Consider the following 16519-nt stretch of genomic DNA (forward strand, 5'->3'; position numbering starts at 1 on the left):
TTTACTTTCCTCGTTTACGTCGAACACAGTTATAATACAACTTATCGACACATTGTCTAAAAAACCAGACACCAAATACTTGAAAAGCAGACTAATAAGCCTGCTTCTGAATTTTTGTAGAGTAATCTACTAAACTGTAATCTGGAGCTCTTATCGAGATTTGAACTCGAGACCTCTCCCTTACCAAGGGAGTGCTCTACCACTGAGCTATAAGAGCAAATCGCTTCGATTGGAGCGGGAGACGAGGGTCGAACTCGCGACATGTAGCTTGGAAGGCTACCGCTCTACCAACTGAGCTACTCCCGCTTAATGTTGGTAATTACCACTTCAATCAAAGTTAATGGTGGTGAGAGAAGGATTCGAACCTTCGAAACTTTCGTGGCAGAGTTACAGTCTGCTCCCTTTGACCGCTCGGGAATCTCACCTTTACACTTACTTTCAGTGTTGAACCTTTACTACTATATCACAAAACTTTAGATGGTGCCGGCACACGGATTCGAACTGTGGACCTACTGATTACAAGTCAGTTGCTCTACCAACTGAGCTATGCCGGCGTTTCTTTTGTTTCGTACCTTTCGTATCGGAACGGTGTGCAGTTTAGCAAAAAGAAAAATCCTTGCAAGTGTTTTTTTAAAAAAAATCGTTAAAAACCTATAAAATCAATCCATTTGATGATAATTCAACCGCTTTGATCACTGCGCGAGCTTTTATTTGGGTTTCATTCCACTCAGATTCGGGATTTGAGTCATAAACTAAACCTGCACCCGCCTGCACATAAACCTTATTTTCACGAATTACGCAGGTTCGAATTGCAATCGACATGTCCATTTCACCATGCCAGCCTAAATAACCAACAGCTCCACCAAAAATTCCACGTTTTACAGGCTCAACTTCGTCAATAATTTCCATTGCACGGATTTTTGGTGCACCAGAAAGTGTGCCCGCTGGGAATGTTGCTTTAAAAACATCCAAAGCATCGACATCATCCAGTACCTCACCCTGCACATTGGAGACGATATGCATCACATGTGAATAACGTTCGATCACCATTTGATCAGTCACTTGTACTTTACCGATTTTTGAGACACGTCCTACATCATTTCGCCCCAAATCAATCAGCATGAGATGTTCTGCAATTTCTTTTTCATCCGAAAGCAAGTCTTGTTCTAGTGCCAAATCTTCTTCTTTGGTTTTTCCTCGTGGGCGTGTACCTGCCAGTGGACGTACCGTCGCAATACCATTTTCCAAACGAGATAAAATTTCAGGTGAAGAACCTACGATGTGGAATGGTTTTTTATTGTCTAAAGTTTGTCCTTGCACTAAGAATAAATATGGTGATGGATTTAAGTGACGTAAGGCACGATAGACCTGCAGTGGCTCGCCATCAAAATCGGACACCATACGATGACCTGGCACAACCTGCATCACATCGCCTGCACGAATGTATTCTTTGACTTTTTCAATCGAGGCCAGATAGTTTTCTTTGCCTGTTAATGATTCGAAATGTGGCGCTGTATGTTTTTTGGCTTGTAAGCTGATCGGTGTCGCCAGCAAAGCTTCTAATTCATCTAATTGTTGCTGTGCCTTCTGATAAGCCTCTGCATCATTCACATCAGCATGCACAATCAGAAATAAGGTATCTTTTAAGTTATCAAAGACAATCACTGTTTTAGACAACATCATCCACAAATCAGGCAATCCAACCGGATCAGCTTCAGGCACATTTTTTAAGCGTGGCTCGATATAACGCACCGAATCATAACCAAAGTAACCCACCAAGCCACCTGTAAATTGTGGCAAGGTTGGAATAAGGTCATGCGGTGGCACTTTAAACTGTGCTTGAAAATCTCGAATATATTGAAATGGATCTGAACATGCCTGTTGACTCATATCACCATTGGCTTGTTGAATGGTCAGTTGCCCTGCATTACAGGAAAATACAGTTGACTCTCCCAAACCAATAATCGAATAGCGCGCCCAATTTTCACCACCTTCGACCGATTCAAATAAATAAGCTTGTTGATGATCTTTCAAACGTGCAAATACAGACAAAGGTGTATCTGTATCTGCAAGGCGTTGGCGATAAACAGGAATCAGGTTATAGCCTGCGGTTTTGAGTTGTTCAAATTGATTTAATGTGGTCATCAGGAAATTCTCTTTTTCGATTTTACTAAATAGATTTAAATGTGGATCGTACTTAGTGTCGCCATCGAAAAACTTGTTTACTGTTCATTCCTCTTTCCTTTTCATCAATTTATTTTGCAGGATTTACATGTTCTTAACGCAGTAATTCCATAACATCATTAATCACTTGCTGTGGCTGACATAGCTGAATATCCTCGCCATGATTATAACCATAGCTCAATACAACACAATCAATCCCTGCACGGCGTGCTGCTTCTACATCATTGCTTGAATCGCCAACCATCAAAGTTTTATCTGCTGTAGATTGGTAATGCTCAATACAATAATTCAACTGTATTGGATCGGGCTTACGTTTTTCGAAACGATCACCGCCAATCACATCTACAAAATAGTGATCCATATTTAAAATTTCTAAAATCTTACGTGCAGGTTGTTCTGGCTTATTGGTCACACAAATTAATTTTTTATTGTTTTGAATACCCCATTGTAAAAAATCCAAAATGCCATGAAAGGGTTGGGTATCCACACAAGGATCTGCATTATAAATCTCTAAAAATGTAGCAAGTAATTGTTGATGTAAATCTGGATCGACCTCACCCTTTAAATATCCCAATGTACTTTCGCAAAATAATGCAGTCCCTTTACCAATCCAAATACGCACTTGTGCTTCTGTCACCAAAGGCAATCCAAGTCGCTCTAAGCTTAAATTCATGGCACGATACAGATCGAATGCAGAATCAACCAAGGTACCATCTAGGTCAAATAAAATCAGCTCTCGTTGATCCAACTTTGCAACATTCATATTTCACTTCCACTGATGATTGATAAAACAAAGGCATGCGATTGCATGCCTTGATTGTAAGTTGAAACAAGGCTTATTTGAAGAATAGCCAAGCAATCACCGCCAAAATGACTAAGGTAATAATGGTGATGAGTCCAACTTTTGCATTTTTCTGTGTTTCTACTTCTTTCTCTACACACACATCAGGTGTCTTAATCTCACATGCTTCTGGCACAGATGCTGGTGCATGAATGTCTACATGAGCAGGAATGGGTGCAGGCTTTGGCACGCTAACATTAGTTGGCATACCATCACGAGATAATTGAACCGCCTCATCACGTGATGAAAGCTCAGGCATCCCCTGCTCATTCATTTTTTCTGCTGCGGTTTTTTCTGTTATCACTTTTTCTTCCACAACAGGCTGTTGAACTTCTGACGTTGCAATCGCTTCCGCAGGCTGCACTATTTCTTCGACCACAACCTCTGGGGAAATTCGTTCAGATGTAACAACTGATGCAACTGTTTCAGACACAACAGTCTGTACAGCAGGTGCATACACATGAAATTTTAGACTAGCAAACTGAACAATATCACTATCTTTTAATAATTTTTGCTCATCAATACGAATGTCATTTACAAACGTGCCATTCGATGATTTCAAATCTTGAATCCAAAGTGCATCATCCTTTACTAAAAAAGCAGCATGACGGCGTGAAATCTCTGCCGATTGCAAAAGAATATCTGCCTCTTGATGACGACCAACCAGCATATCTTTATCAATTGATACTTCTTTGCCATCAAGTTCTGCACTAATTGCCTTTAATTTCCAAGTCATGATGATCTTCTCATTCTGATTCAAAAGCATATTAACACGTGAAATTCAGTTTTTAACAGCCTTAACGTCCGCACTACAAACTGAATTCCAAAATATTCATACACAAAATATCCATTACATTAAAATTTAATTGACCTTTTGTTGCTGAATTTTAGATTGATCCTCAGCCACTGGAGTGGTAATGGCTTGGTTTGCACCACCCGAAGGTACTTGTTGATAACTTGGCGCTGTTGGTTGCACGATCGTAGGTTGATTTTTTGGATCAGATGCCAAAGGCAAACGCTGTTGGTAAATATCATCAACATTAGCTGGAAGTTTTGAGAAATTACCATCTTTATCCATCGCCAACTGTAAACCGTAAAGCTGATCATAACGTTGTTGTGTTAAACGACGCATGTCATTATTATCATCGACAATCGTTGGGTGAATAAAAATTAATAAATTACGTTTTTTATTATTACTATTGTCTGATCTAAAAAGTCGCCCAAGCCCTGGAATCGCTCCTAAGAACGGCACTGACTGACGTGAACTTCTCGTGTCATCAGAAATTAATCCACCTAAAACAATAGTTTGCCCATGATCAGCCAATACGGTGGTTTTAATTGCACGCTTACTCGTTACCAAGTCAGCCGCCTCGCCTCGACTATCATTCACATTTGAGACTTCTTGCTCAACCGCTAGGCGTACCGAACCACCTTCACCAATCTGCGGTGTCACCTTCAAGGTAATCCCGACATCTTTACGCTCAATTGAGGTATATGGATTTGCAGTCCCTCCTGTTGTACTGACAGAACCTGTGACAAAGGGAACGTTTTCACCCACAACAATATAAGCCTCTTCATTATCCATGGTCACAAGAGATGGTGTAGATAATAAATTCGATTTGGTTTTTTCTTTCAATGCTTGAATCATCGCACCATATAGCTTACGAGAACCATCCGAGCCTTCTTTATAATCCCCAAGGATCAAAGACGTCCCCGCTGCACCACCCATCGCAGCACCAATCCCTGCTGCGCCACCTGTTGCATAACCTGCTGCTAGTTTTGCTAAACTTGAACCTGCATTAGAGAAGTTAATCAAGCCTACACCTGTGCTTAAATCGCCCATCGCCCATTGCACACCCAGTTGATCTGCATCACTCCCTTCGATTTCAATGATTGCAGCCTCAATCAAGACTTGTTGGCGGCGTATGTCTAGCTGCTGAATTGCAGCATCAATTTCTCGCATAAGCTGCGGATCAGCTTTCACAATCAAGGCATTCTGCGTACTGTCAGCAATGATGCTGACACCATTACCATTAAAACTACTGATATTATTTTGGTTATTATTTGCAGAATTACTGTTTAAGTTAATTGATGAGCCTGTTGCACTCGAACCACTCGTGCTATTACTAAGTGATGAACTACTAGAATTATTATTACTGAAACCACTGATTGAAGTATTAGATGTATTATTTGATGAATTAGAATTATTACTTGAGCTGACCGCCTGCCCTGTGACTAAACCTTGTAATATTTCAGATAAATTTTTTGCATTTGCATATTTGAGTTTAAAGACTTTTAAACCACCCAAACGATCTGCTGATGGGACATCTAACATTTCCACCATGTTGCGTAAACGTTTACGGGATGTTGGATCACCTTTTAAGATAATGCGATTGGTACGTTTATCCGCAATAATTCGCACACGTGAACCTGCAAAATCTTTGGAAGATCCTGTTGCCGCCATTGAGTCCAACAAACTAATGATTTCTTCTGCCTGACTTGATTGTAGCGTCACAGCTTCAATATCATTTTGCCCTGTACCATCCAAATTACGAATCAAGGTTTCTATTTGATAAATATTACTCGCACGATCTGACACGATCAAAGCGTTAGTTCCTTGAATCGCCGCCATATGCGCAAATTGTGGCATCAAAGGACGTAACGCAGGAATCAAATCATTTGGATTAGTATTTTCCAACCAAATCACACGTGTCACGATCTGATCACCCCGCGCATTATTACGTGGATCATATTGCACGCTAGAGTTACGGATATTGCTGTCAGGAATCAAGCGAATGGTATTACCTGATGGCACAGCAACCACACCATTGACATTTAACACACCTAAAAATAAGTCATAAACTTCATTTTTATTTAGGGGTTTATTTGAAATCACCGTGACATTACCACGCACACGTGGATCAACTGCAAAATTCTTCCCTGTGATGTCTGCAACTTCATTAATAAAAGCTGTTAAATCTGCATCACGTAAGTTGATTTTCCATGTTTGTGCATAGCTTGCTGTGCTGATAACTGTCATTAAAGGAGCAGCCGCCACTAGTGCCCAGACTGGTCGATGATTCAAAAAAGCCATAACTTATTATCGTTCCTAATTTTATTTGTAGTTCTCATCACTTACAAACTTTGCTGAATGGTCATCACTTGATCACCACGCTTAATTTCAATTCTTACTTTACCATCACGTTTTGCTTGTTCTAGCAGTTGTACATCACTTTGTCCTTGACCCACAGCTTGTCCATTAAGAGAAATAATGCGATCACCTGATCTTAATCCTAATTTGTTACGCAATGCCGATGGTGTCTGATCAGTAACTTCATAGCCCTGCCCACCTTGTGTATTGACACCCATATTTTTTAAATATTGGTCTTTGTCCTGATTCATTTTTTCAATCGCCTGACTCAAAGCCGTTTGATTATTATTGGGTGAGGTCTCTGGTGTGGCAGCAGGTACTTGTACTGGTGCTACATCATTTGCTGCTGACTGACTTGGTTCAAGTGGTTGGTACAAATTACCTAAACTGTTAAATTTAAGTTCTCTGGTCGCACCACTTGCTTGACGTAAAACCACACGATCCCAATACACTTCTGACAGTTCATAGCCACTATTTTCAATATTTTGTCCAACAATAAAGCGATCTGCAACCTCATTCACTTTAATCACAGCTGAAGAATTTCGACTCGGATAACCGACTACAACCCCTTGCAACTGCATCGGAATACTTTCATCCGCCTGTGCTTCACTTTTATTGGCTTCATAAAACAAAGCAAAACTTGAAATATTCGGCACTTGTGGTTGTTGGGCGCCAAGTTGTACTGCTTCAGATTGCATCACTTGTGGCGGTGCAATCGTCCACCAAAACATTGCAGCCAATTTCCAGCTTATTGCCAGAATCAATAACAATAAAACTAAAGGTGCAAGTTTATCCAGTTTTTTCCAAGATACTTGTTCCAATTGGTCTTTAATATTCATCATCAAGACCCTCCTTGCAACAAGGGTTGACGACTACTGATCACGTACGTATCCAAACCAGCTTTACCATCATAAGAAGGAACATTGAGCAAGAAACGTTGTGTCAGTTGCACATCCAACATCATGCTTGGATCTAAAGTAAGATTTGCCATTTTTTGGCTACGCTGGTCTTGAATATCAAACATCAGCTTGCCTGCTTCATCTTTTAGTTGTCCATTCAACGAAGGCATATTCATGCGATCTTGGCGCTGCGCATAAGTATAAATTAGCTCACACCCGCCCACTGTAACTGCCCCTCACTATCACTAAAGCCTGTATTCTTTTTTAAATTTAAAATTTACATCTTTCAGTTGAATCGCATTACTTGGCCACTGCCAATCTACAATGTTTTTTAAAGTTTCAGGTGCAATTTGACCTGTCATATTTTTAATGGTGACACGCTTTCCTAAGCCATACGCTGCAACACCTTTTAATTGGGTTTGTCCACTATGAATTTCGACATTAGCACCTGCACGCAGCAAAATTAAATCAAAAGGGCGAGTACGCCATGCAATCGAACCCCTTAGATTACCTTGATGCCAATCTGCTTGCCCTTGCCAAATATTGCCACTGACATTTTGTAAAGTTTGATTATTTTTATAAAATTTAGAAATTAACCATGTTGCAGGTACTTGTAATAATACAAAGACGAAAAAGGCTATGATGCCAACAACCCACCAAGTTAACTGTTTTGATTTTTTATTCATCTAGCCCTACCAACACATATTCATTTATTCTTCCATGCAAGATGATGCCTGAGTTATGACTACACATTATGCATAATTTTTGAGTATCTCCAATTCACTCTGATAAAAAAACCAAGCAGTTTTGCTTGGTTTTTGGATATTAAGGGCTTTGAATGACACTTACATGAAGATTAGATCAAGAAATCTTCTAATTTAGCGCCTTTCTCAATTTCAGCAACCAACCAACGTGGTTGCTTACCACGTCCTGTCCATGTATCTGCTGCGTTGTTTTTATTGCGATAGCGTGGCTCAACTGCTTTACGTACCGTCTTTTTACGTTTATGTGAACCATATTCAATAAACTGTTCTAAAGTCAGTCCTGCTGCTTCAGCAATTTCAATAATTTTATTATAGGCATCTTCAATTTTTTGATCTTTTTTTGATTCGATTAACGCTTCTGCTTGTGCTGCTAAACGCTCTAACTCTTCTACTGAAAGATTACTAATATCCGGCATCATATTAACTCCATAGTCAATTCTTAATAATTATTTCAAAATAATTCGGCTATTATAATATTTTTAATAATATTAATTAGCAATACTAAACCCTTTGCTCACTCACATAAAATAAACAAAAAATGAATGTATTTTGATTATATCCGCACAAATAATATACACTATATTTCATACTTAATTAAGTGCCCTATTTATTTTTTACACAAAAATAAAAAATAAAATCAGACACAATTGAGGACATCAATATAATTCATCCACATTTTTTATTTTAATATATGTTCTGCTTGCTTTTCTAAATCTATTATTCGTTGTCGTAAAACATCAGGAATGCTTGCTTTCTTCATTGCAACTTTATCAACAAAAACCACAACTGCCTCACCTTCAGCAACAATCTGATTTTGCTGCGCACTCCATAAAACATAATGCATACGAATCGCACTATTTCTCATTTCTTCGGTACGGGTATAAATTTTTAACTGATCAGGATAAAACACAGGTTTTAAATATTTACATTGACTTGATGCAACCACTGTCAATATATCTTCAGCAAATACATTTAAAGCATCAAAATACTCAATACGTGCACTTTCTATATAACGATAATATTGCACATTATTAACATGCCCAAATGCATCCATATCGCCCCATGCAACTTTTTGTTCATACACAATAGGATAACGTGATAATTCAAACATATATTGTCCTTAAATTTTAAATTTTACAAAATTTGCATCATTCTCAAAAATCGAATTTAACTGCAAAATCAAATCATCATTACCATTGAGTGTTGACTTAATTCTAAGATAATTCATCAATGCATCATCTGGATATAATGCTAATAATTGCTGTGCTTGTTCTGTTTTACCCATAGCGTTATAGATATGCCATTTAGCAAAGGCAAATACAGGAATCCCAAAATATTTCCCTTCTAAATACTCGATTTGTTGTTCAATATATTCATAATCAGGATTTTGGCGTAACAAATATTGTTGGAATAATAAATAAAATACATCTTGATCAAACTTTTCATTTAATAATTGCAATGCTAAGTTTTGATGTTGCTGACTCATTTCAGGATAATGCGTTAATACCTTTAACCACAATACTTTGATCTCATAAGGCAAATCTGCCAAATGTTCCACTACAGTTAAATAACGTTGTTGAATTAATTCATGTTCTTCAGCGCTTGCATTTTCGATTTGTAATAATACTTCAGTTAACCAAAGCTTTTGAGTCTCTTCATTTAATAATGTACCAAACTGTGTTGAATGCAAATACTCAAATGGAAACTTGATTGCAAACTCCCCCCATAAATTTTGTAATTTATGTGAATATGCTTGGCTCACTTGTTTTAACCATGGTGATAATTCATGCCCACTGAGAAATTCTAAATGTGTCAGTGCCGATTGAGCTTGATTTTCTGCTAAATAAATTTCAATACGTTGTACTTCTGCCAGTTCAAAAGCAGCCGTTGAGCTTTGTTCTAATGCTTTTAACGCTTCTGGATAATACTGCCCAGTAAATAGCAACCGAGCTTGAATAATATTTTTTAATAAACCTGACTGGTTAAAAATATCTTGAATGAAGTCTTGTTTCTCACGTTCACCCTCTAGTAACCACACCACACCCAATTGTTCATAAGGATGCAAACGATTAAAACTCAAGGCATTTTCCAATTTACGGCGTTCTTTATTTAAATAACGTTTTAACAGATGCCATGCGAGATGCACCATAAAACTTAATAATAGAAAGAAAAACACCATCACCCAAACATTGGTTTGGATTTGAATACTGTTCCAATAGAGATAAATATATCCCGCACCTGATGAATAACTCAGTAAACTCAATAAAGCAAAAATAATTAAAGTAATAAACCCATAAACACCTAAAATTTGCTTCATATTTCTACCCCAATACCGTACTTGTATTGAGTTTAGGTACTGTTAAAATCGGCATTTGTTTGATTTTCAGTAACTGCTGCTTAAATTTCTGACTATTTGCATCAGGTAACTCATCTAATTGTTGAATCACCAAATTCAGCATATTTTGATATTCAACATCTTCTCCACGTAACAAAGCCTGTTGTGCCAAAATAATTCTCAGTTGACTTTCTTTTAGAATTAAACGTCGATTCACCAATGCTGCACTAGACTGATCCACACGCTGTACTTGAAACCAACGTTGCCAGAAATATTGCGCATTTTGCTTGGCAGGGCTTAAATTTGGCTGCTGAATCTCAGCTTGAATCGCTTGATCAAGTTGTTGTAAAACTTCATTTAATTGTTCTTGTTGTTCATTTCGCATTTGGCTAAATTTTTGAATTGCTTGCATATCTTGCTGAATGGCTTGATGCAAACTACTTTTCAATGAGTCCGCCAAATTGTACTGATCGAGATTTTTATTAAGCTGCACCAACTGTTCTAAAGCAAAAATAAACTGCTGTTGTTGCAAAGCAAACTTTACTAACTCCAATTGCTGTTTAATCAATGCCGAGGGTTGAATACTTTGCGTAATCAATTGCTTATTCTGTGGTGCTGTAGGTGCATTTTTTGCAGGCGCAGTACGAGCCGCTGTCGGATCTCGTTGTAATGCCACCACTTGATCATTCAATGTCGCATTTTTCTGTTCACTTTGATGCAAAGTACTTTGAATATCTGCAAGTTGCTGAGAAACATGATAAAAGTCATAGCTCAGTTTCCCTAACCATGCCATCGCTATAAAAAATAAGAGATAGATAAACTTCTTCATACATTCCTTTGCAATTGTTGAATTTGCTGTAAAACAGTTGCTGTTTTTAAATTTTCGAGTGTGCTGATATTAAAGCACATTGCCATCTTTTTCTTATATTCATGCAAAATTTGATACAAACGCTCACCCAAAACCAAATAATGACACTGCTGAATCAGTGCTAAATTTTGTTGATTTAGCTGCAACCAATTTAACCAACTCGCTTCACTACTGATACAGACCACATAAGGCTTAGGTATATCATCTAATTTTAAAAGCATAGCGTCATATTGCGCTAAGCTTGTGACAGGTAAATGTCGTTCATACAGAATAAAATTCAACACTTCAAGCTGACGTGCTTGGCATTGTTGCATCATAAATTGCCGACCACCTTCTCCACGCCAAAACGCAATTTTTTGCAGATGCTTCACATTATCAAAAACACTCAACCCCAACATACCTTCTGAGGTTTCCACTTCGGGCACATGACTACTGATTTGATATTTTGCTAAGGCTTGGGCAGTGGTTTTTCCAACAGCAACCCATTCGATATGTTGTAATTGTGCAAGCTGCACAGCACTCTGTTGTAAATACTGCATGCCGACTTCAACCGCCGTTGGACTGACCACCACGATCATTTGTGTGTCTAAAAGCTGTTGATATAAGGCATTTAATGCATCTGAAAAAGGTTGTGCTGATAGCTCCAACAATGGTAATTCAATGACCTCAATCCCGACCTGCGCCAGACTTTGACTCAGTATCTGCGCACGGTCGGTGGGTCGAGTATTAATAAATAACATTAATCTTGATAAAGCGCTTTGAGCAGGTCACCCGCACCCAATGCCAGTAAAGCCTTGGCTAGTTCTACCCCTAGCTGCTCTGCTTGATCTTCAGTACCTTGTACACGTTGTACCAATAAAGTCTGACCATCAGGACTACCGACTCGCCCCTCTAGCTGAATCTGTTGTGCTTGCACAGTTGCATAGCCTGCAATTGGCACTTGGCAACCGCCTTCCAAATAAGCATTGAAAGCACGCTCCGCACGTACACAAACATTAGTATCATGATGCATGAGTGGCATGATGAGGTCTAAAACGTCTTGATCATGGCTACGACATTCTAAGCCCAAAGCCCCTTGACCCACTGCAGGTAAACTGATTTCTGGTGCAAGTGTATGACGGATACGTTCGTGTAAACCTAAACGCTTTAAACCTGAACTTGCCAAAATAATTGCATCGTATTGTTCTGCATCAAGCTTAGATAAACGTGTACCAACATTACCACGTAAATCAATCACCTCTAAATCAGGGCGTTGCTTTAAAACTTGGCATTTACGGCGTAAACTTGAAGTACCAAGTTTTGCCCCTTGTGGTAAATCTTCAAACTTTTCATAGTGGTTCGATACGAAAGCATCCAACGGATCTTCACGTTCACAGATCACAGCAAGCTCTAAACCTTCTGGCAACTGCATCGGTACATCTTTCATGGAATGCACTGCTAAATCTGCACGACCATCCAATAAAGCTGCTTCTAACTCTTTAACAAATAAGCCTTTACCACCAATTTTCGCCAATGGTGTATCTAAAATTTTGTCACCTTGCGTCACAAAAGTCACCAACTCCACTTGAAGATGTGGATGCAACTGCTCCAAACGATCACGAATATGTTCAGCTTGCCACATTGCAAGAGGGCTTTGTCTTGTTGCTATTTTCAGGGTCTTCATCATTTCAGCTTTGCCAAACGTTTAAACACTCTAAACTTAACGTCCTGCTCTAAAAATGCAAGTAAATTATCGCAGAAAGTCGTAACTTGTCGTGCTATAAGTTCTGCATTCGTTCTCTTAAACTTGGTAAATGTCGACGACTCACCGCAAGTTTTTCATCCAATTCACGACAACGCACCTGATACTGTCCCGAAGCGACCATTTCTAAACCATCCAAATAATCTATGGAAATAAGTGCATTACGATGAATTCGAATAAATTTACCTGCAAATTCTGATTCTAAATCTTTCAGTGTTTCATCAATCAATACACTGCCATTTTTATGGCGCACCGTGACGTATTTTTGATCTGCTAAAAAATAGTAAATATTTTCAATTGGAATCAATTCCAATCCCCGATAAGTTTTTGCAGCAATTTGCTGTCTTTGCACTTTTTCTTCCATGAGTTCTTTTTGTTCTAAATTGGTGATTTGAGCTTGAGTTAACTTAGTTAAACTCTCCAATACATCATTTAGATCGTCCTTTGCGATCGGTTTTAACAAATATCCTTTTGCTTGAGATTGAATTGCTTGCAATGCATGCTCATCGTATGCGGTACAAAAAATAATTGCAGGCATTGGGTCAAATTGGCTTAATTGTTTTGCGCACTCCAAGCCATCCATTTCAGGCATTTGAATGTCCAATAAAACCACATCAGGTGCATAATGTTCTACAAGTTCGAGTGCTTCCTGTCCATGCTGTGCAGTTGCTACGACATGATGCCCCAATTGCGCTACTAATCGTGATAATCGCTCAACCGCAAGTGGCTCATCATCACAAATTAGGATATCCATTCTCCCTCCTTTTGCATCACCATTCTTTTAATGTTTTGCTCTGTCGTTGTATTATTTATATTGATATTGCATGATGGTGGTAAAACGCTCTTTTCCTGCAATACTGCGAAATTGAACAGACTCACCAAAATGTGCTTTTAAACGCTGCTTAACATTATCCAATGCAATACCATGTCCCTCTCTTGAATTTATTCTATCCTGTATAAACGGGTTGGTAATGACTATAGTGACTTGATTTTGCAATATTTCAACCAGTATTCCGATTTTAGCATTGATATGCCTTTGTTCAACCCCGTGAAAGATACTGTTCTCAATGAGTGGCTGTAAAGTTAACAATGGAATTTTAACCTGTTTGAGCAGTTGAGGCTGCTGAATATTCCATTCTACATTTAAACGATCACCCAAACGAATTTGTTCAATCCGAATATATTTTTCTGATAATTCAATTTCCTCCGCCAAACTCACCAGTTTTAATTCCTGAAAGCTGACTCGAAATAATTTAGACAAATCAATCAACATCTGTTCTGCTTTGTCAGGATCAATGCTAATCAAGCTCACCACGCTGTTTAAACTATTAAATAAAAAATGCGGATGAATCCGTGCTTGCATAGCTTGCACCCGTGCATTTAATTCACTATTTTGCTGTTTAAACCATTGCCCACGCATATAAATATAACGTAAACAAAAAGCCCCTAAAAGTGCGCCGTAACTGAGATGTAACACAACATTATCAAAAACAATCGCACTGGTTAAACGGTTTAATGAAAAATTCCCTCCCCAATGCAACACACTATTTAAAACAATCGTGGTGACAAATACGATCAACTCCAGCAAAGCAAAACCAAAAATGACTGCGCTTAAATCACCCATTTTTTTGAGTCGATTTTGGAAAAAATCTACCCAAGCGGTAAATGCCAATAAAATCCAATTAATATATAAAATATATTGAATAACATGATTAAATTGCAAATTTGACCATGCTTGAGCCTCCGCCAAAGCCAAAACCAAAGCCAAGACATTGCTGCCAATAAACAGTTCAATAAAATATTGCCATTGACTGATTTTGCTAAAAAAATGTGGACGATTTTGAGCATTTTGCATATTTAAACCAGATTCGTGTTACTGCGCTACGGAAAGTAAGCTTGAATTTGCTATACTATTTTCCAGTTCTATTGCTTTTTTTAAATGAGCCGACATGACCACATCTTCTAATTCATCAAATCCGTCACAAGCCCAAACCTCAGGCATGTGGGGCGGTCGTTTTTCTGAAGCAACTGATGCTTTTGTTGCTGAATTTACAGCATCTGTGCAATTTGACCAACGCTTTTATAAACAAGATATTGCAGGCTCAATTGCACATGCAACCATGCTTGCCAAAGTCGGTGTTTTAACCGAGCAAGAGCGTGATGACATTATCAATGGTTTAAATACCATCAAAGCTGAAATTGAAGCAGGCAATTTTGAATGGCGCATCGACTTGGAAGATGTGCACATGAATATCGAATCTCGCCTGACACAACGCATTGGCATTACAGGTAAAAAATTACATACAGGTCGTAGCCGTAACGACCAAGTGGCAACAGACATCCGCTTATATGTGCGTGATGAAATTGATGCCATCTTACAACTTCTTGAAAAATTACAAAAAGGCATTTTAGGTTTAGCTGCTGAAAATACCACCACCATCATGCCAGGTTTTACCCATTTACAAACTGCACAGCCTGTGACTTTTGGTCATCACTTAATGGCTTGGTTTGAAATGTTGGTGCGTGACTCTGAGCGTTTGATCGACTGCCGTAAACGTGTCAATCGTTTACCGCTCGGTTCTGCTGCGCTTGCAGGGACAACCTATCCTATCGAGCGTGAATATACTGCTCAGCTTTTAGGTTTTGAAGCAGTCTGTGAAAACTCACTTGATGCTGTGTCTGACCGTGATTTCGGGATTGAGTTTAATGCTGCGGCATCTTTAATCATGATGCATTTATCTCGCATGTCAGAAGAAATGATTCTTTGGACTTCTGCACAGTTTAAATTTGTCAATATTCCTGACCGTTTCTGTACAGGTTCTTCGATCATGCCACAGAAGAAAAACCCAGATGTTCCTGAGTTGATCCGTGGTAAAACAGGTCGTGTCTATGGTGATTTGATGAGTCTTTTAACCCTCATGAAAGGTCAACCGTTGGCTTATAACAAAGACAACCAAGAAGACAAAGAACCATTGTTTGATTCGATTGATACTGTACGTGGTTCACTCATGGCATTTGCAGATATGATTCCTGCGCTTGTGCCTAATATCGAGATCATGCGTGAAGCGGCACTTCGTGGTTTCTCAACTGCAACTGATTTAGCCGATTATTTGGTTAAAAATGGTGTGGCATTCCGTGATGCACATGAAATTGTAGGTAAAGCGGTTGCATTGGGTGTACAGGAATCAAAAGATTTATCTGAACTCAGCCTTGAGCAACTTCAACAGTTCTCTGACTTGATTCAAGCAGATGTATTTGAAAAAGCACTGACTTTAGAAGCATCTGTAAATGCACGTAACCATATTGGTGGTACTGCACCTGCTCAAGTTGAAGCTGCGATTGCACGTGCTTATACACGTTTGGAAAAATTATACGCTTAATTTTTTAAGTTTAACTTTGAAGTGAATTGGAGTATTGATATGTCTCGACAAGTATTTTGCCGTAAATATCAACAAGAAATGGACGCTTTAGACTTTGCACCTTTTCCAGGTGCAAAGGGTCAGGAATTATTTGACACCATCTCAAAGCAAGCTTGGCAAGAATGGCTCAAACATCAAACCACGTTGATCAATGAAAAACGTTTAAATGTGTTTGAACCAGATGCAAAAAAGTTTCTTGAAGAACAGCGTGAAAAATTCTTTAACAATGATGAATCATTGGAAAAAGCTGAAGGGCTAAAGCCTGAAGAAAAATAAGGCATTGCCTTATTTTTCTGCAAGACAAACATCGAAGATGT

General features: G+C 38.6%; 14 protein-coding genes, 4 tRNA genes and 2 pseudogenes. 2 read left to right on the forward strand and 18 right to left on the reverse strand.

Going from position 1 to position 16519, the window contains the following annotated elements:
- Nucleotides 1–142: 142 nt before the first annotated feature.
- The 18 genes and pseudogenes from AVJ19_RS18030 to AVJ19_RS18115 all read right to left on the reverse strand — a co-directional run bounded on the left by AVJ19_RS18030 (nucleotide 143) and on the right by AVJ19_RS18115 (nucleotide 14742).
- A tRNA-Thr gene (locus tag AVJ19_RS18030) sits at nucleotides 143–217 on the reverse strand.
- A 13-nt stretch (nucleotides 218–230) separates the two neighbouring features.
- A tRNA-Gly gene (locus AVJ19_RS18035) sits at nucleotides 231–306 on the reverse strand.
- Between the two features lie 35 nt (nucleotides 307–341).
- Nucleotides 342–425: transfer RNA gene (locus AVJ19_RS18040), tRNA-Tyr, on the reverse strand.
- A gap of 53 nt (nucleotides 426–478) precedes the next feature.
- Nucleotides 479–554 (reverse strand) — tRNA-Thr (locus tag AVJ19_RS18045).
- A 97-nt stretch (nucleotides 555–651) separates the two neighbouring features.
- Nucleotides 652–2145 (reverse strand): anthranilate synthase component I, encoded by a 1494-nt coding sequence (gene trpE / locus AVJ19_RS18050; RefSeq protein ID WP_111861003.1) that lies wholly within the window; start codon nucleotides 2143–2145, stop codon nucleotides 652–654.
- A gap of 133 nt (nucleotides 2146–2278) precedes the next feature.
- Complete coding sequence (locus AVJ19_RS18055; RefSeq protein ID WP_111861004.1) at nucleotides 2279–2947, reverse strand: HAD-IA family hydrolase; 669 nt, start codon at nucleotides 2945–2947, stop codon at nucleotides 2279–2281.
- 73 nt (nucleotides 2948–3020) lie between these two features.
- Nucleotides 3021–3761 (reverse strand): FHA domain-containing protein, encoded by a 741-nt coding sequence (locus AVJ19_RS18060; protein WP_111861005.1) that lies wholly within the window; start codon nucleotides 3759–3761, stop codon nucleotides 3021–3023.
- Nucleotides 3762–3887: 126 nt separating this feature from the next.
- Nucleotides 3888–6119, reverse strand: a complete 2232-nt coding sequence (gspD, locus tag AVJ19_RS18065) for a type II secretion system secretin GspD (protein WP_111861006.1) — start codon at nucleotides 6117–6119, stop codon at nucleotides 3888–3890.
- 41 nt (nucleotides 6120–6160) lie between these two features.
- Entirely contained in the window at nucleotides 6161–7015 is an 855-nt protein-coding gene (locus AVJ19_RS18070) for a type II secretion system protein N (RefSeq protein WP_111861017.1), read from the reverse strand.
- 2 nt (nucleotides 7016–7017) lie between these two features.
- Nucleotides 7018–7761: pseudogene (gene gspN / locus AVJ19_RS18075) on the reverse strand (type II secretion system protein N).
- Between the two features lie 170 nt (nucleotides 7762–7931).
- The gene (locus AVJ19_RS18080) at nucleotides 7932–8258 is read right to left on the reverse strand and encodes an H-NS family nucleoid-associated regulatory protein (RefSeq protein ID WP_111861007.1); all 327 of its coding nucleotides are present in this window, start codon (nucleotides 8256–8258) and stop codon (nucleotides 7932–7934) included.
- A 260-nt stretch (nucleotides 8259–8518) separates the two neighbouring features.
- Nucleotides 8519–8950, reverse strand: coding sequence for an acyl-CoA thioesterase (locus AVJ19_RS18085; RefSeq protein ID WP_111861008.1), 432 nt, complete (start codon nucleotides 8948–8950; stop codon nucleotides 8519–8521).
- A gap of 9 nt (nucleotides 8951–8959) precedes the next feature.
- Complete coding sequence (locus tag AVJ19_RS18090; protein WP_111861009.1) at nucleotides 8960–10156, reverse strand: heme biosynthesis protein HemY; 1197 nt, start codon at nucleotides 10154–10156, stop codon at nucleotides 8960–8962.
- 4 nt (nucleotides 10157–10160) lie between these two features.
- Complete coding sequence (locus AVJ19_RS18095) at nucleotides 10161–11003, reverse strand: hypothetical protein (protein ID WP_111861010.1); 843 nt, start codon at nucleotides 11001–11003, stop codon at nucleotides 10161–10163.
- The gene (locus AVJ19_RS18100; protein ID WP_111861011.1) at nucleotides 11000–11782 is read right to left on the reverse strand and encodes a uroporphyrinogen-III synthase; all 783 of its coding nucleotides are present in this window, start codon (nucleotides 11780–11782) and stop codon (nucleotides 11000–11002) included. The genes AVJ19_RS18095 and AVJ19_RS18100 overlap by 4 nt, the downstream gene beginning before the upstream one ends.
- Nucleotides 11782–12705: a hydroxymethylbilane synthase gene (hemC, locus tag AVJ19_RS18105; protein WP_171334246.1), complete on the reverse strand. Its 924-nt coding sequence runs from the start codon at nucleotides 12703–12705 to the stop codon at nucleotides 11782–11784. The genes AVJ19_RS18100 and hemC overlap by 1 nt, the downstream gene beginning before the upstream one ends.
- A 94-nt stretch (nucleotides 12706–12799) precedes the next feature.
- Nucleotides 12800–13537: a LytR/AlgR family response regulator transcription factor gene (locus AVJ19_RS18110; RefSeq protein WP_111861013.1), complete on the reverse strand. Its 738-nt coding sequence runs from the start codon at nucleotides 13535–13537 to the stop codon at nucleotides 12800–12802.
- Nucleotides 13538–13588: 51 nt separating this feature from the next.
- Nucleotides 13589–14742 (reverse strand): annotated as a pseudogene (locus tag AVJ19_RS18115) (sensor histidine kinase).
- On the opposite strand from AVJ19_RS18115, the gene argH reads away from it, so the two are divergent.
- Both argH and AVJ19_RS18125 read left to right on the forward strand, forming a co-directional pair.
- On the forward strand, nucleotides 14733–16163 hold the full coding sequence (gene argH, locus AVJ19_RS18120) for an argininosuccinate lyase (RefSeq protein ID WP_111861015.1): 1431 nt from the start codon (nucleotides 14733–14735) through the stop codon (nucleotides 16161–16163). The pseudogene AVJ19_RS18115 and the gene argH sit on opposite strands and share 10 nt — an antisense overlap.
- 39 nt (nucleotides 16164–16202) lie before the next feature.
- Nucleotides 16203–16478, forward strand: a complete 276-nt coding sequence (locus AVJ19_RS18125; protein ID WP_111861016.1) for an oxidative damage protection protein — start codon at nucleotides 16203–16205, stop codon at nucleotides 16476–16478.
- Nucleotides 16479–16519 lie beyond the last annotated feature (41 nt).

Source organism: Acinetobacter sp. CFCC 10889 (assembly GCF_003268395.1).
Taxonomy (GTDB): Bacteria; Pseudomonadota; Gammaproteobacteria; order Pseudomonadales; family Moraxellaceae; genus Acinetobacter.

Excerpts from the sequence above, each read along its gene's own strand:
- AVJ19_RS18085 (WP_111861008.1), bottom strand. The coding sequence starts at position 8,950 with ATGTTTGAATTATCACGTTATCCTATTGTGTATGAACAAAAAGTTGCA.
- AVJ19_RS18055 (WP_111861004.1), bottom strand. The coding sequence starts at position 2,947 with ATGAATGTTGCAAAGTTGGATCAACGAGAGCTGATTTTATTTGACCTA.
- trpE (WP_111861003.1), bottom strand. The coding sequence starts at position 2,145 with ATGACCACATTAAATCAATTTGAACAACTCAAAACCGCAGGCTATAAC.
- AVJ19_RS18100 (WP_111861011.1), bottom strand. The coding sequence starts at position 11,782 with ATGTTATTTATTAATACTCGACCCACCGACCGTGCGCAGATACTGAGT.
- hemC (WP_171334246.1), bottom strand. The coding sequence starts at position 12,705 with ATGAAGACCCTGAAAATAGCAACAAGACAAAGCCCTCTTGCAATGTGG.
- AVJ19_RS18090 (WP_111861009.1), bottom strand. The coding sequence starts at position 10,156 with ATGAAGCAAATTTTAGGTGTTTATGGGTTTATTACTTTAATTATTTTT.
- gspD (WP_111861006.1), bottom strand. The coding sequence starts at position 6,119 with ATGGCTTTTTTGAATCATCGACCAGTCTGGGCACTAGTGGCGGCTGCT.
- AVJ19_RS18125 (WP_111861016.1), top strand. The coding sequence starts at position 16,203 with ATGTCTCGACAAGTATTTTGCCGTAAATATCAACAAGAAATGGACGCT.
- AVJ19_RS18095 (WP_111861010.1), bottom strand. The coding sequence starts at position 11,003 with ATGAAGAAGTTTATCTATCTCTTATTTTTTATAGCGATGGCATGGTTA.
- argH (WP_111861015.1), top strand. The coding sequence starts at position 14,733 with ATGACCACATCTTCTAATTCATCAAATCCGTCACAAGCCCAAACCTCA.
- AVJ19_RS18080 (WP_111861007.1), bottom strand. The coding sequence starts at position 8,258 with ATGATGCCGGATATTAGTAATCTTTCAGTAGAAGAGTTAGAGCGTTTA.
- AVJ19_RS18110 (WP_111861013.1), bottom strand. The coding sequence starts at position 13,537 with ATGGATATCCTAATTTGTGATGATGAGCCACTTGCGGTTGAGCGATTA.
- AVJ19_RS18060 (WP_111861005.1), bottom strand. The coding sequence starts at position 3,761 with ATGACTTGGAAATTAAAGGCAATTAGTGCAGAACTTGATGGCAAAGAA.
- AVJ19_RS18070 (WP_111861017.1), bottom strand. The coding sequence starts at position 7,015 with ATGAATATTAAAGACCAATTGGAACAAGTATCTTGGAAAAAACTGGAT.